Annotated in this window: 10 protein-coding genes; 5 read left to right on the forward strand and 5 right to left on the reverse strand. The window is 70.2% G+C overall.

The features are described from left to right. Positions 1-26 precede the first annotated feature (26 nt). The 3 genes from AC5DRG_RS03235 to AC5DRG_RS03245 all read right to left on the reverse strand — a co-directional run bounded on the left by AC5DRG_RS03235 (position 27) and on the right by AC5DRG_RS03245 (position 5046). Complete coding sequence (locus AC5DRG_RS03235) at positions 27-1835, reverse strand: alpha-galactosidase D (RefSeq protein ID WP_491807896.1); 1809 nt, start codon at positions 1833-1835, stop codon at positions 27-29. Positions 1836-1872: 37 nt separating this feature from the next. Further along, on the reverse strand, positions 1873-3057 hold the full coding sequence (locus AC5DRG_RS03240; protein WP_491807898.1) for an ROK family protein: 1185 nt from the start codon (positions 3055-3057) through the stop codon (positions 1873-1875). Positions 3058-3252: 195 nt separating this feature from the next. Further along, on the reverse strand, positions 3253-5046 hold the full coding sequence (locus AC5DRG_RS03245; protein ID WP_491807900.1) for a M4 family metallopeptidase: 1794 nt from the start codon (positions 5044-5046) through the stop codon (positions 3253-3255). A gap of 302 nt (positions 5047-5348) precedes the next feature. On the opposite strand from AC5DRG_RS03245, the gene AC5DRG_RS03250 reads away from it, so the two are divergent. The 3 genes from AC5DRG_RS03250 (at position 5349) to AC5DRG_RS03260 (ending at position 8581) form a co-directional block, all read left to right on the forward strand. Continuing rightward, positions 5349-6551 (forward strand): serine hydrolase domain-containing protein, encoded by a 1203-nt coding sequence (locus tag AC5DRG_RS03250; protein WP_491807901.1) that lies wholly within the window; start codon positions 5349-5351, stop codon positions 6549-6551. A gap of 124 nt (positions 6552-6675) precedes the next feature. Then, positions 6676-8052 (forward strand): CAP domain-containing protein, encoded by a 1377-nt coding sequence (locus AC5DRG_RS03255; RefSeq protein WP_491807902.1) that lies wholly within the window; start codon positions 6676-6678, stop codon positions 8050-8052. A 40-nt stretch (positions 8053-8092) separates the two neighbouring features. Beyond that, positions 8093-8581, forward strand: a complete 489-nt coding sequence (locus AC5DRG_RS03260; protein WP_491807903.1) for a GNAT family N-acetyltransferase — start codon at positions 8093-8095, stop codon at positions 8579-8581. On the opposite strand, the gene AC5DRG_RS03265 is transcribed toward AC5DRG_RS03260, so the two are convergent. Further along, entirely contained in the window at positions 8568-9221 is a 654-nt protein-coding gene (locus AC5DRG_RS03265) for a maleylpyruvate isomerase N-terminal domain-containing protein (RefSeq protein ID WP_491807904.1), read from the reverse strand. The genes AC5DRG_RS03260 and AC5DRG_RS03265 overlap by 14 nt on opposite strands. 104 nt (positions 9222-9325) lie before the next feature. Between AC5DRG_RS03265 and AC5DRG_RS03270 the strand changes: the two genes are divergently transcribed. Next, complete coding sequence (locus AC5DRG_RS03270) at positions 9326-10003, forward strand: AIM24 family protein (RefSeq protein ID WP_491807905.1); 678 nt, start codon at positions 9326-9328, stop codon at positions 10001-10003. A 169-nt stretch (positions 10004-10172) separates the two neighbouring features. Then, positions 10173-11132, forward strand: coding sequence for a threonine/serine dehydratase family protein (locus AC5DRG_RS03275; protein ID WP_491807906.1), 960 nt, complete (start codon positions 10173-10175; stop codon positions 11130-11132). 34 nt (positions 11133-11166) lie between these two features. Here the strand turns inward: AC5DRG_RS03275 and AC5DRG_RS03280 are convergent, their stop codons facing one another. Next, the gene (locus AC5DRG_RS03280) at positions 11167-13884 is read right to left on the reverse strand and encodes an MGH1-like glycoside hydrolase domain-containing protein (RefSeq protein WP_491807907.1); all 2718 of its coding nucleotides are present in this window, start codon (positions 13882-13884) and stop codon (positions 11167-11169) included. Positions 13885-13899 lie beyond the last annotated feature (15 nt).

Raw genomic sequence — 13899 nt, forward strand, 5'->3', positions numbered from 1 at the left:
TCCGGGATCGGTTCGAAGAGGGTCGGTCAGGAGGACTTCGGTACGTCGATCCGGTCGATGTCCGGCGCGTAGCCCGAACCGCTGTCGAAGGTGATCGTGTTGGTGCCCGCCTTGAGCGTCACGGGCACGCTGACCGTCGCGACGGTCCCCCAGTCGCCGGTGGACGGGAACTTGTGCCGGGTGGACCCGTTGCCGTTGGCAAGGACGTCGACCGAGCGGGAGTCGCCGCTGATGTAGGAGACCTTGACCTGGTAGGTACCGGCCTTGTCGACGACGACGTCGTTGACGGTGAGCTTGCCGCCGAGGTAGAGGTTGCCGATCTTCTTGCCGCCGGAGCAGGCGGAGCAGTCGGCGACGGAGGCGTTGCCGCTGAGGGTGTTCGCCGCCGACTCGGCCTCGTAGGCGGTGGCGGTGACGGGGCTGCCCTGCGGGGTGACCGTGAACAGGCGAGAGCCGTGGGCGGGCAGCGCCTGGGTGACCTTGTTCTTGTACGTGCCCAGGTTCTCGTGGTTCCAGAGGTCACGGACGGCGGCCTTGCCGGTGAAACCGAGGGCCGTCCAGTCGGCGCTGACGGCGGCGGGGGCGTCGGCGAGGTTGAACAGGGCGACGGTGTAGGTGCCGTCGGGGTTCTTCGCGGCCCAGACCTGCTGGGGGTCGGACGGGGTGACGGGCTGGGCGGGCGGCGTGGCGCCCTGGTTGACGGCGATGACCTCGCGGTTGGTGAGCAGGGAGAGGCCGTAGGAGTCGAGGCGGGTGAGGTCGTCGCCGGTGTAGAGCGGGGACTTGGCGATGGCCCAGAGAGTGGCGTAGCTCTGGCGCTCGGCCTTCGTCAGGCCGTCCATCTCGCCGTTGCCGACGTCGAGGGAGTCGAGGTCGTTCCAGCCGCCGGGGCCCGCGTGCCGCGTCCAGGCGGGGGCGTCGTCCCAGCGGTCGTCGACGGAGTTCTCCCAGCTGACCAGGGTGTTGCAGTAGCACTCGACGTCGGTGTCGATGCGCCAGCCCTGCGAGTACTTCTTCCAGTCGGCGGCGTGACCGAAGTCCAGGGACCAGGACAGTTCCAGGTGGATCGGGCGTCCGGTGGCCGCGATCGCCTGCTGCCAGGCGGCCACGTCGGCGACGTTGTCGTACTGGTCGCCGCTCTTGCCGGAACCGGGGCCGACGCCGTCGAGCTTGAGGAAGTCGTAGCCCCAGTCGGCGATCAACTGGGCCTGGGAGTCTATGTACTTCGCGGTGCAGGGACGGGAGAAGTCGAGCTTGTAGGCGCTGTCCCAGCCGTTGGTGGTGCGCAGGTCGCCGTAGACGATGTCGGCGGTGGTGCAGCCGTCGGCGTTCCAGATCGGCGTCTTTCCGTCGCCGTAGGCGCCCTTCTCCAGGCCTGCGGGCAGGTAGATGCCGGCCTTGAGGCCCTTGGCGTGGATGCGGTCGGCGACGGCCTTCATGCCGCTGGGGAAGCGGACCGGGTCGGCCTTCTGGCGCCCGTACTGGTCGAACCCGGACTTCCAGGTCTTGTCCATCCACCAGCCGGCATCGATGTTGACGTATTCGTAGCCATACTTCTTGAGCTTGGCGGCGAGGGCGTCGGTCTGCTTGAGGACGTTCGCCTCGGTGAGGTAGCTGTAGTCGCCGTCCGGGTTGAGGCCGGGGTACTTGGACGACTGCATGCTCCAACTCGACCAGCCCATATAGGGCTTCGCGGCTTGCGCGGGCGCTGCCGTGGCGGCGGTCTCGGCGTCGGCCGCCGGGGTGGCCGTCGCGAGGCCGGCGGTGAGGGCGAGCACGAACACGGCTCTCAGCGTGGCGCGTGCGGGCATGACGGAGTACGAGGATGACCGCATGGGTCGTACCTCCAGGGTGGGTTGCGGGTGGTGGGGGCTAGTTCGTGTCAGACCTGATGAAGGACTGAATGGCGGTGGCCGCGGCCCCGCGCGCCCACTCGTCGAAGGGGAGCGGGCGGGTCAGTACGTCGCAGCGGGCGGCGGAGCCGAAGGCCGCCGAGACGAAGGTGTCGCGGATCTGCTCGGCGAACAGGTCATAGGCGGCCAGGCCCTCGCCGGAGATGATCACGCGTTCGGGGCCGAACAGGTTGACCACGGTGGCGATGCCGCGGCCGATCGCCTCACCGGCCCGCGCGTACACCTCCCGTGCTCCGGCGACATCCCGGTGGGCCAGGTCCAGGGCCTCGGTGGTGTCGGCGACCTCGACGCCGGTGGCCTCCCGGACGCGGGCGAGGATCGCGGCGTCGCCCGCGATCGCCTCCACGCAGCCCCGGTTGCCGCAGTGGCAGAGCGGGCCGGCCGGGTCGACGGTCACATGGCCGATCTCACCGGCCACCCCGTGCGCGCCCGCGACGACCCGGCCGTGCACGACCAGACCGCAGCCGATGCCCGCTCCGACCGTCACCACGGCGAAGTCCGAGAGCCCCACGCCGGCCCCGAACCACTGCTCGGCGACGGTCAGGGCGCGCACGTCGTTGTCGACGGTGACCGGCAACCCCGTGGTCGTGGCGGCGAGTTCGGCCAGGGGCACGTCCCGCCACTCCAGAAAGGGCGAGTACCGGACGACGCCCGCCGCGCGGTCCACGTCACCGGAGACGGCGATGCCGACGCCGAGGACGGGTACGCCGAAACCGTCCGCCTCGGTGAGCAGTTCGCGCACCAGCTCCGCCAGCGCGGCCAGTACCACCCGGGTGTCGTGTGCGGTCAGGGGCACGTGCCGGGCGACGCGGATGCGGCAGCACAGGTCGGTGAGTACGCCGATGATCTCGTCGCCGGTCACCTTGATCCCGACGAACAGCGCCCGTCCGCCGTCGACCCGTACGGGGTTCGCGGGCCGCCCGAGTCCGGGGCGGGCCTCCTCGTCGACGTCCTCCACCAGGTATCCGGCCTCGATCAGGGGCCGGACCGCCTTGGTCACGGCGGCGGGGGACAGCCCGGCCCGCCGGGCCGCCTCAAGGCGAGTGAGCGGGCCGTGGGACAGGACCGTGGTGAAGATCTGCGAGGCGGCCGGCGTGTTCGCCGGGAACGTCTCGGGAGCCGAGGCACGAGAGGTCGAGCGCATGGCCCGGAACCTAAGTGCCTTATTTTCCGCTGTCAATGAAAGAAACAAGAATCGCCTGAGCCTTGACTATGAAGGGCTCGCAGCTTTCAAATGCCAGACAGACGAAAGGTGTTGTCACGTGAACGAAGGTCAATGGCCGGTGCCGGGTGCCTCGCCATGGGGCAGGACACCCGGTACACGCGTGCCGGTCCGGCGTCAGTTACGGGCGGCCGGGGTGTTGGCGGCGGTCACGTTGACGGCGGCCCAGGCCCGGTCCACCGTCTTGTACGCCATGCTGCCGGCCCCGTAGAGGTCCTTCGCCGCCTTCAGTGTCGCGACGCGCGCGTCGTGGAAGTCGGTCGTGGAGACCATGTACCGGGTCAGGGCGCGGTAGAAGATCGCCGTGGCCTTGGCGCGTCCGATGCCGGTCACCGCGGCGCCGTCGTAGGTCGGCGAGTCGTAGGTGAAGCCGCCGATCGTCTTGCGTCCGCTGCCCTCGGCGAGCAGGTAGTAGGCGTGCGAGGAGACTCCGGAGCCGGCGTGCACCTCGGCGTCGTACGCCTCGGGTGACCAGTAGTCGATCGTGCCCTCCAGCTTGTCGAGGGAGGGGTGGTCGAGGCGGCGCAGGAACGTCTGGTCCAGGCCGAGCTTCTCGCCGAGCAGGTAGTTGGGCGGGTTCTTGGCGTTGTTGGCGCTGAACTCGACGTTGGAGCCGAAGATGTCCGCGAGGGACTCGTTCAGCGAGCCGGGCTCGCCGTACTGGTTGCCCTCCGCGTCCACCCGCGTGGGCTCAAGCCGGGCGGTCGCGTCGACGACGCCGTGGGTGAGTTCGTGGCCGGTGACGTCGAGGACGACGAGCGGCTCCTTGAACATGTCGCCGTCACCGTCGCCGTAGAGCATGCAGTCGCAGGCCGGGTCCCAGAAGGCGTTGGCGACCTTGTCGCCGAAGTGGACCATGGCTCGGGCGCCCTTGCCGTTGTTCTCTATGCCTTTGCGGCCGAAGGTCTTCTTGTAGAAGTCCAGGGTCTTGGCGATGCCGTACTGGGCGTCGACGGCGGCGCTGGCGCGGCTGGATACGGCGCCGTTGCCCCACTTGTTGGTCGTGCTGGTGAACCTCTTGCCCCGCGCGAAGGTCTCCAGCTCCAGGCCCTTGGCGTCGCGTGTCTCCGTGCCCCAGCGGGTGCGGTCCTTGAGGACGTAGCTGGTGCGGCCCGTCCGGGTGGTCTTCAGCGCCACCGTGCCGGCGAAGAGGGACTTGCCGCTGCCGGTGGCGGTGACCGGGTAGCGCGTGGCGCCGGCCAGGGGCGTCAAGGCGAGGCCGGAGGCACCGGCGGCGGTGCCGGTGGCGGGGTCGAGCTGCTCGCCGCGCTCGCGCAGCGTCTCGACCAGCTTGGGCGACAGGAACTCGTCGCTGTCGGGCGTGTTGCTGCGCACCTTGCCGGTGACGGCGTCGATGACGACGGTCCGGGAGCCGCCGCCCTCGGCCGTGTCGCTGTCGCTCACCGACACCTGGTAGGCGAGGGCGGCACCGCCGCTACGGGCGTCCACGACGAGTTCGGCGCTGCCCGCGTCGCCCCGGGCGACGGCCGCGGCCTTCTTCTCAGCCTGCCGGGCGGTCAGCTCCATCTGGATGGAGACGGGCCGGACGGTGTGGTCGGCGGCCCGGGTGACACCGGTGTACGACAGCTGCCGGGAGAGGTGGACGACGAGGTCGCCGCCGAGTACGGGCATGCCCTGGTGTGCCCGCTCGAACCGGACATGCCGCGCGCCCTCCGGGTCGATCATCACTTCCTGGGCCCGCAGTTCGTCGCCCGCGGTGACACCGGTCGCCGAGGCGTGGGCGAAGGCGGCGGCACGGGCCGCGTCCACCACGGCGGAGGCCGAGCCGGCCGTCGTCGCCGCGCCGCCGGTCCCCGAGGACGGGTCCGCGAAGGCCGTTCCCGCCAGCCCCGTGGCGGCCGTCGTCACCGCGAGGGCGACGGCCAGGAGGCGTATATGGGGTCTACGCACTGATGAGGGTCCTTCGTTCAAAGGCGGCGGGGTCGCCAACCGCCCTGGCTCATGGCCGGATTGAGCACCATGGGGGCTGGTCGGGCCCCGGAACGAACCCTTACGGATCAGGCATGTACATGTAAAGCCCGATTGATTCCCAATATGGGCGAATGGTGGCTTTCTTCGCCCTGATGGGTGCCCAACTGTGCGTCGGCTGAGGAGATGTGACGGGACACGAGATGGTTGCCTCGCGTCCATGTGACCGATCTCGCACCAAAGACGCGCGGAGCACGCGCAGGCAGAAACGGGAGAAGAGCCGGATGATCTCAGCAGTGGTCGTCAGGGGTACGGCGTTGGGGACGGTTCTGCTGTCCTTCCTGGCGGGCCCGGCACATGCCGTGCCCCAGGAGCCGCCGAAACCCGACCTCGTGGGCCTGCGCGGAGTCCTGCGCACGGCACTGAAGCAGGGCGCGCCGGGTGCGATGGCGCGGATCGACGACCACGGGACGATCTACACGGCGGCCGCGGGCGTCGCCGACCGCAAGACGCGACGGGCCATGAGTGTCGCCGACCGCTTCCGCATCGGCAGCGTGACCAAGACCTTCTCCGCCGTCGTCCTGCTCCAGCTCGTCGACGAGGGCCGACTGAAGCTGGACTCCGCCGTGAACCGCTATCTGCCCGGGCTGCTGCCCGACGACCGGATCACCGTGCGGCACGTCCTGAGCCACCGCAGCGGCCTCTACGACTACACCAACGACATGTTCACGAAGACGGTTCCCGGCTTCGAGGCGGTCCGCGACAAGGTCTTCACCTACCGGCAGCTGGTGGACCGTTCACTGCGGCGGCCGCGCACCGGCAAGCCCGGTGTCGCCTACTCCTACTCCAACACCAACTTCGTCGTCGCCGGGATGCTCATCGAGAAGCTGACCGGCCGCTCCGTACAGGCCGAGTATCAGAGCCGCATCATCGAACCCCTGAAACTGCGCGACACGTTCTACCTGCACCCCGGCACGCAGATTCCGGGCCGCCACGCCCGCGGCTACCTCACCCCGGACAGTTCCGGCGCCGCCCTGGTCGACGCCACCCGGCAGACGGTGTCCTGGGCGCAGAGCGCCGGGGCGATCATCTCGACCACCCGCGACCTCGACACCTTCCTCTCCGCCCTGCTCGGCGGCCGGCTGACCTCGGCCGCGGGACTGGCGCGGATGCAGCGCTGGGTCCCGGTCAACAGCACTCAGGCGTACGGGCTCGGGCTGCGGCGGCGCGATCTGTCGTGCGGTGTCTCCGTGTACGGACACACGGGCGCCGTCCAGGGTTTCTACAGCTACGCGTTCACCTCTAAGGACGGCCGACGCAGTCTCGCCGCGCTGGCCAACACCTCCAACAACGGCGCGGTGCTCAACACGATGCTGGGCACTCTGGAGTCCGCGTTCTGCGGAAAGCGCGGGGCGACGGTGAAGGCGGGCGGGGACACCCCGGTCGAGCGGCACGAGGACATCGCGCCGGGGCTTCTTCTCGACTGACGGGACGGGTGTCCGAGGGCGGATGAGGCGGGGTTCACGGTGCCGTCCGGGAACCCGCGTGCCTGGTCGGCCGTTGTCCGGGCAACGCCCCGGCGGGGCGCGAACGACGACACAGGGCGGCACCATGAGCGAGTTGGTCCCCGGGGGCAATCTCCCCCTGCCGGACGGCGCGCTGACCATTCGGGTGCCCGGGCCCTTCGACGTGTCCGCGCTCGTCACGGACGACGGCGGCAAGGTCCGGGGCGACGCGGACTTCGTGTTCTACAACCAGCCGAGCGCGCCCGGCGCCCAGCTGCGGGGCGACACCCTGACCGTCGATCCGACGGCCCTGCGCCCTGGGGCCACTCGCGTCACGGTGGTCGTCAGCGCCGCCGAGCCCGGCACTCCCCTGGGCCGCCTGCCCGCACCCACGCTCCACGTCACCGATCCACGCGGCCGCGCCCTCGCCCGGTTCACCGCGCCCCGGCCGGAGCGGGAGACCGTGCTGCTGCTCGCGGAGATCTACCGACGGGCGGGCAGCTGGAAACTCAGGGCGATCGGCCAGGGCTACGACGACGGACTCGCGGGGATCGCCCGGGACTTCGGGGTGGACGTCACCGATGAAGGGACCGCGCCGGCGTCCCGGCCCACCCTGATTGCCCCACCTACGTCGTCTGCCCGATCCGCCCGGTCGTTCCCGCCCCCGCCACGGCAAGCGCCGGCGCCCTCGTCACCCGCCCCCGACACCGACGGCTTCCTCGGCCTGGTCAACTCCGCGCGCACCAGCGCCGGTTCCCCGCCGGTCACGCTCGACGCACGCCTCGCGTCGGCAGCGCGGGCCCACGCCTCCGCCATGGCCGCGGCGGGCCGCCTCGGTGTGGAGGGCGGGGACGGCGTTTCCGTCTACCAGCGAGTCACGGCCGCCGGTTACCCGTATCTGACCATCGGCGAGCACCTCGTCTCCGGCCCCCGCACACCGGAGGAGTTCGTCGACTACTGCCTGCGCACCGAGCAGCCCCGGCGCACCCTTCACGAGCGGGCCTTCACCCACGCCGGTGTGGCGTACGTCAGCGGCGGCGGGCGCTCCGGCGACATGTACTGGACGGCCCTGTGGGCCAGGCCCCTCACCGCGGGCGAGCTGGCCCGGACGGAGGCCGATGTCGTCGACCTCACCAACCGGGAGCGGGCCCGCGCGGGCCTGCGGCCCCTGTCCCCCGACCGTTTCCTCGCCACGGCCGCGCAGGCGCACAGCGCGGACATGGTGGCCCGCGACTTCTACTCCCACACCTCGCCGGAAGGCAGCCAGCCCTGGGACCGGGCCGCCGCGGCCGGCTCCACCCGGCGCACGATCGGCGAGAACATAGCCTGCGGTCAGCGCTCCCCCGCCGAGGTCGTGGAGGGCTGGATGAACAGTCCGGGCCATCGCGCCAACATCCTCAAGCCGGACTTCACCCACATAGGCATCGGCTTCGCCGGCGGCGGCCGGTCGGGGACGTACTGGACCCAGCTCTTCGGTGCCTGAGCCGAGAGCGCTGTCGGAGCGGCTCCGTATGCTGGCCCGCATGGTGATGTTGGAGAGGCTGCGCGCCGACCATGCTGAGGCCCTGCTGGCCTTCGAGCGGGAGAACCGGGACTACTTCGTGCGCACCATCCCCGATCGCGGCGACGCCTACTTCGCCGAGTTCGCCGCCCTGCACCGTGCACGGCTCGCCGAACAGGACACCGGCGCTTGCCACTTCCACGTCGTCGTCGACGACCGGGGGAACCTGATCGGCCGTGTGAACCTCGTGGACGTCGAGTCGGGCACCGCCGAACTCGGCTACCGGATCGGCGAACGCGCGGCCGGCCGGGGCGTCGCGACAGCCGCGGTCGGGGAGGTCTGCCGCCTGGCCGCCACGACGTACGGCCTCACCGCACTCCGCGCGGTCACCACCCTCGACAACCCGGCGTCGAGGACCGTCCTGGAACGCAACGGCTTCATCGCCGAGGACACGATCACCCTGACGGGCCGCCCCGGCATCCGGTACCGACGCCCGCTCACCCCAGGCTGAGCGGAAGCCTCGCCGCGAAGTCGCCCAGCGCGGCCTTCTCTTCGCCGGTCGGCGTGCGACGGCCGGTGCCGATCAGCAGTGCGTCCTGGTCCGAGAACGAGGCGGGAAAGCAGGTCCCGGCGATCTTCTCCAGCATCGCGCGGGCCGCCGCGAGGGTCTCGGCGGGCGGCTCGGCGGCCGTCGACAGATGGGCGATCAGGTCCAGGTGGTGCAGGGTCCATTCGAGGACGTACGCGGACAGGAAGTCGCCGACGGTCAGTACCTCGTCGCGGGTGCTGACGCGGGCGGCGGGATCGGCGAGTTGGGCGGCACGGCCCGCGGCGGAACCGATGTCGTCGAAGTGGAACTTGAGCCACCGGGGCTCGCCGTACGCGGCGGCCAGCCGGGGGATCAGCGCGTCGAGCGGGTCCTCGCCGGTCGGGGGTTCGACGACGGTCCAGTAGGTGACCGCGTCCACGGTCGGTTCGGTCTCGGCGGGGGTGACCAGGGTGATCAGGACGTCCTGGGCGCCGATGACCAGGTGGCACACCAGGTCCCGCACGAGCCAGCCGGTACAGCCCGAGGGCCGCTCGAAGTCCTCGTCGGGGGTCTGTGCGACCGCCGTGCGCAACGCCGTCCAGGAGCGTGAGAAGAGATCCACCGCGGCACGGTAGTCCCGCACCGCAGCGGCGGACAAGGAACCGGTTCGAGCACATATCGGAAACGCCCTAGGCGGAGCGCATCCCTCCGGGCCACCATGCCCGGATGAAGGGTGATCTTTTTTCAAGTCAGAACATGGTCCAGCCCGCCACCGCGCCGGGCATGTCCGTCGAGAACGCCAAGTGCGTCAAATACGCGGTGAACGGCGAGATGCTCGCCCGCCAGGGGGCGATGATCGCCTACCGGGGCAATCTCCAGTTCGAGCGCAAGGGCCAGGGCGTGGGCGGCATGCTCAAGCGCGCGGTCACCGGCGAGGGGCTGGCGCTCATGGCGGTGCGCGGACACGGGGAGGCCTGGTTCGCGCAGGAGGCGCAGAACGTCTTCATCGTCGAGGTGGAGCCCGGCGACGAGTTCACCGTCAACGGCCGCAACGTCCTGTGCTTCGACGCCACGTTGTCGTACCAGATCAAGACCGTGAAGGGCGCCGGCATGACCGGTGGCGGTCTCTTCAACAGCGTGTTCTCCGGCCACGGCAGCCTGGGGCTGGTGTGCGAGGGCAATCCGCTGGTCATTCCGGTCGCGCCGCAGTATCCGGTGTACGTCGACACGGACGCGATCGTCGGCTGGACCGCGGGCCTGCAGACCTCGCTGCACCGGTCGCAGTCCATCGGCTCGATGCTGCGCGGCGGTTCCGGAGAGGCCGTGCAGTTGATGCTCCAGGGGGAGGGATACGTCGTCGTCAGGCCCAGCGAGGCGACACCGCAGAAACCCCAGCAGCACTGAGACCGACGTCTTGATCCCCAACAACAAGTGAGCCCTGGCCCCCGGGCCGGGGCTCACTCCCCCACCCTCTCCGCGATCTCTCAAACCGATTTGACCGGCGCGCCACCCCGGGGTGAGGGTGCGAGGGGGCGCGGACCTCCACCACCCCCGCGCCGAAAGGGTGGTTGTCTTGATCGGCATCTCGGACATCGAGGTCGCGGCCGCGCGCATCGCGGGACACGTCGTGCGCACCCCGACCGTGCCGAGCCCGGGACTGTCGGAGCTGCTCGGTGTCCCGGTCACCGCGAAGCTGGAGCTGCTGCAGCGCACCGGTTCCTTCAAGGCACGCGGTGCGACGGCGAAACTGCTCTCGCTGAGCGAGGCCGAGCTGGCCGCCGGGGTCGTGGCGGTCAGCGGCGGCAACCACGGCATCGCGCTCGCGGTCATGGCGGCCGCCCTCGATGTGAAGGCGACCGTGGTCATGCCGCGTTCGGCGCCCGCGCGGTCGGTAGAGCTCGTGGAGGCGGCGGGCGCGTCCTTGCGGCTGACCGACGACATGCCGAGCGCCTTCGCCCTCGTGAACCGGCTGCGGGACGAGGGGCTGACCCTGGTCCACCCGTTCGACGACCCCGTGGTGATCGCCGGCCAGGGTACCGTCGGGCTGGAGTTCGCCGACGACGCCGGTGAACTCACCGACGTACTGGTCAGCATCGGTGGCGGCGGACTGATCGCCGGAGTCGCCGCGGCGCTGCACGCCCGGCGGCCCGGCATCCGGGTCTGGGGCGTGGAGACCGAGGGCGCCGAGGCGATGTCCCGGGCGTTGGCGGCCGGGGGCCCGGTGTCGGTCACGCCCTCCTCGATCGTGACCACGCTCAGCGCGCCGTCCGTCTCGCAATTGACGTACGACCATGTGTCCGCCCTGGTCACCGAGGTGCTCGTCGTCTCCGACCGGGAGGCCGTGCGGGGCTGTCTGGACCTCGCCGAGCACGCCAAGGTGTGGACCGAGCCGGCCGCCGGCTGCCTCCTTCCCGCCGCCGGGCGCGTCCTGGAGCGGGTAGGCGAGGGCGCCCGGCTCGGACTGGTCGTGTGCGGGGGCAACGCGACGACCGGTGACGTGAAGACCTGGTCGGAGCGGTTCGGTCTGTTCTGAGCCGGCCACCCGGAACGCCCTCGCTGACGATCCATCAGGACAACGGATCCTCCTGCCCGTTGGGACTCCGCAGCCCCTCCCGGCTGTGGTTGGACCAGTCGTCCGGACCGATCCGGTGGAACAGGCTCGCGGTGACGGCCGCCAGGCCGGTCCAGCCGGTCTGGTGGCTCGCGCCGAGGCCCGCGCCGTCGTCGCCGTGGAAGTACTCGTAGAACAGCGGCAGGTTCTGCCAGTGCGGGTCGGTCCGGAACCTGGTCTGTCCGCCGTGCACGGGCCGGCGGCCGGTCTCGTCGGCGAGGAAGGTGCGGGTGAGCCGGTCGGAGATCTCGTGGGCGACCTCGTAGAGGGTGAGGAGGCGGCCCGACCCCGTGGGGCACTCCACGGTGAAGTCGTCGCCGTGGTAGGCGTGCAGGTTCAGCAGGGCCCGGATCAGCAGCAGGTTCACCGGGAACCACACCGGACCGCGCCAGTTGGAGTTGCCTCCGAACATCCCCGAGTCCGACTCGGCGGGCAGATACGCCACCCGGTAGACCTCGTCGCCCACCGGGAACTCGTACGGATGGTCCTTGTGGTGCCGGGAGAGCGAGCGGATGCCGTACGGGCCGAGGAACTCGGACTCGTCGAGCATCCGCGACAGCAGCCGTCGTAGCCGGTCCTGGCCGAACAGCGCGAACAGATGGCGCCCGCCCTCGCCCCTTTCGAAGGGATGGCGGGAGGCGACGACTGCCTCGACCGCGGGATGGCGGTCGACGAACTCACGGGCTCCGGCGACCAGTTGGGGCAGCCGCCCGTCCGCCCAGTCGCCGATCACCGACGTGGCGGCGAGCGGGATCAGGCCGACCAGGGAGCGCACCTTCAGCCGCTGCGTGCGGCCGTCGGGCAGCCGCAGCACGTCGTAGAAGAAGCCGTCCTCCTCGTCCCAGAGGCTGTCGTTGTCCGGGCCGATGCGGTTCATGGCCACGGCGATCCAGGCGAAGTGCTCGAAGAGGGCCTGCGCCTGCTCGATGTAGACGGGGTTGTCGAGGGCCAGCTCTATGGCGATCTCCAGGAGGTTCTGGCAGTACAGCGCCATCCAGGCGGTTCCGTCGGCCTGGTCGAGCCGGCCGCCGGTCGGCAGGTCGGCGCTGCGGTCGAAGACACCGATGTTGTCGAGGCCGAGGAAGCCGCCCGCGAAGAGGTCGTTGTCGTCGGGGTCCTTGCGGTTGAGCCACCAGGTGAAGTTCTTCATCAGCTTGTGGAAGGCGTTCTCCAGGAAGGCCCGGTCACCGCGGCCGGTGCGCTGCTTCTCCAGTTCGTAGACGAAGAGGGTCGCCCACGCGTGCACCGGCGGGTTGACGTCCCCGAAGTTCCATTCGTACGCGGGGATCTGGCCGTTGGGGTGCAGATACAGGCGGCGCAGCAACAGGTCGAGCTGGCCCTTGGCGAAGGTCAGGTCGACGGCCGACAGGGCGATGGCGTGGAAGGCCAGGTCCCAGGCCGCGAACCACGGGTACTCCCAGGTGTCGGGCATCGACAGGATGTCGTCGCACACCATGTGGTACCAGCCGCTGTTGCGTACTTCGGGGTCGGCGGCGAGCGGGTCGAGGCCGTGTTCCGTCAGCCAGCGTTCGACGTCCAGCGAGTAGTACTGCTTGCTCCACAGCATCCCGGCCAGGGCCTGGCGGGCGACCAGCCGCTCGTCCTCACCCATGCCGGGTTCGGCGATCTCGTCGTAGAACTCGTCGGCCTCCGCCCGGCGTCGGGCGATCGTGTCGTCGAACTCCCGCCAGGGTTCGGCGAGTTCGGTGTCACTCAGTCGCAGGCGTACGCGGGCGCTGCCGCCTGCGGGGACGGTGAGCACGTGGTGGACGGCCGCCTTGGTGCCGGTCCGCTCCGGGTTGACGGCGCCGGTTTCGCCGCGGACGACGTGGCGGTCGATGCCGTCCTTGACGTACGGCGTCGGGTTGGGGGTGCCGAAGACGCGCAGGTCGTTGGTCTCGTTGTCGGTGAAGAGGACCGGGGTCTCCCCCTCGAAGTACAGCCAGCGCGAGCCGAGTTCCTCGTGCCGCGCCTGTACGGGCCCGCCGGGTGTCTCCTGGCTCAGGTTCGGTACGGCGCTCCCGCCGGCCCAGGACCAGGTGTGCCGGAACCACAGGGTCGGCAGCAGGTGCAGGGGCGCCTCGTCGGGGCCGCGATTGTGCGCGGTGATGTCCACGAGAATGTCCTCGGGGCCCGCCTTGGCGTATTCGACGTACACGTCGAAGTACCGGTCGTCGTCGAAGACCCCGGTGTCCACGAGCTCGTATTCCGGATGTTCACGGCCACGTTTACCGTTGGTTACCACCAGGTCGGAGTAGGGGTATTCGTTCTGCGGATACTTGTAGAGGCATTTCATGTACGCGTGTGTGGGTGTGTTGTCGAGGTAGAAGTAGCACTCCTTGACGTCCTCGCCGTGATTTCCCTCGGAATTGGTCAGGCCGAACATCCGTTCCTTGAGAATGGGGTCGCGGCCGTTCCACAGGGCGAGCGCGAAGCACAGTCGCTGCCGGTCGTCGCTGATGCCGGCGATGCCGTCCTCGCCCCAGCGGTAGGCCCGCGAGCGGGCTTGATCATGGGTGAAGTACGACCATGCGTCGCCGCCCTGGCTGTAGTCCTCGCGTACGGTTCCCCACTGACGCTCGCTCAGGTAGGGGCCCCAACGGCGCCAGGGCACCGAGGAGTCGTCGGCCTCGGCCAGCCTCCGCCGCTCGGCACTCTCGCCGGGTTCACTCATCACGCCTCCGATGCA

The organism is Streptomyces sp. JLBG701 (genome assembly GCF_058544905.1).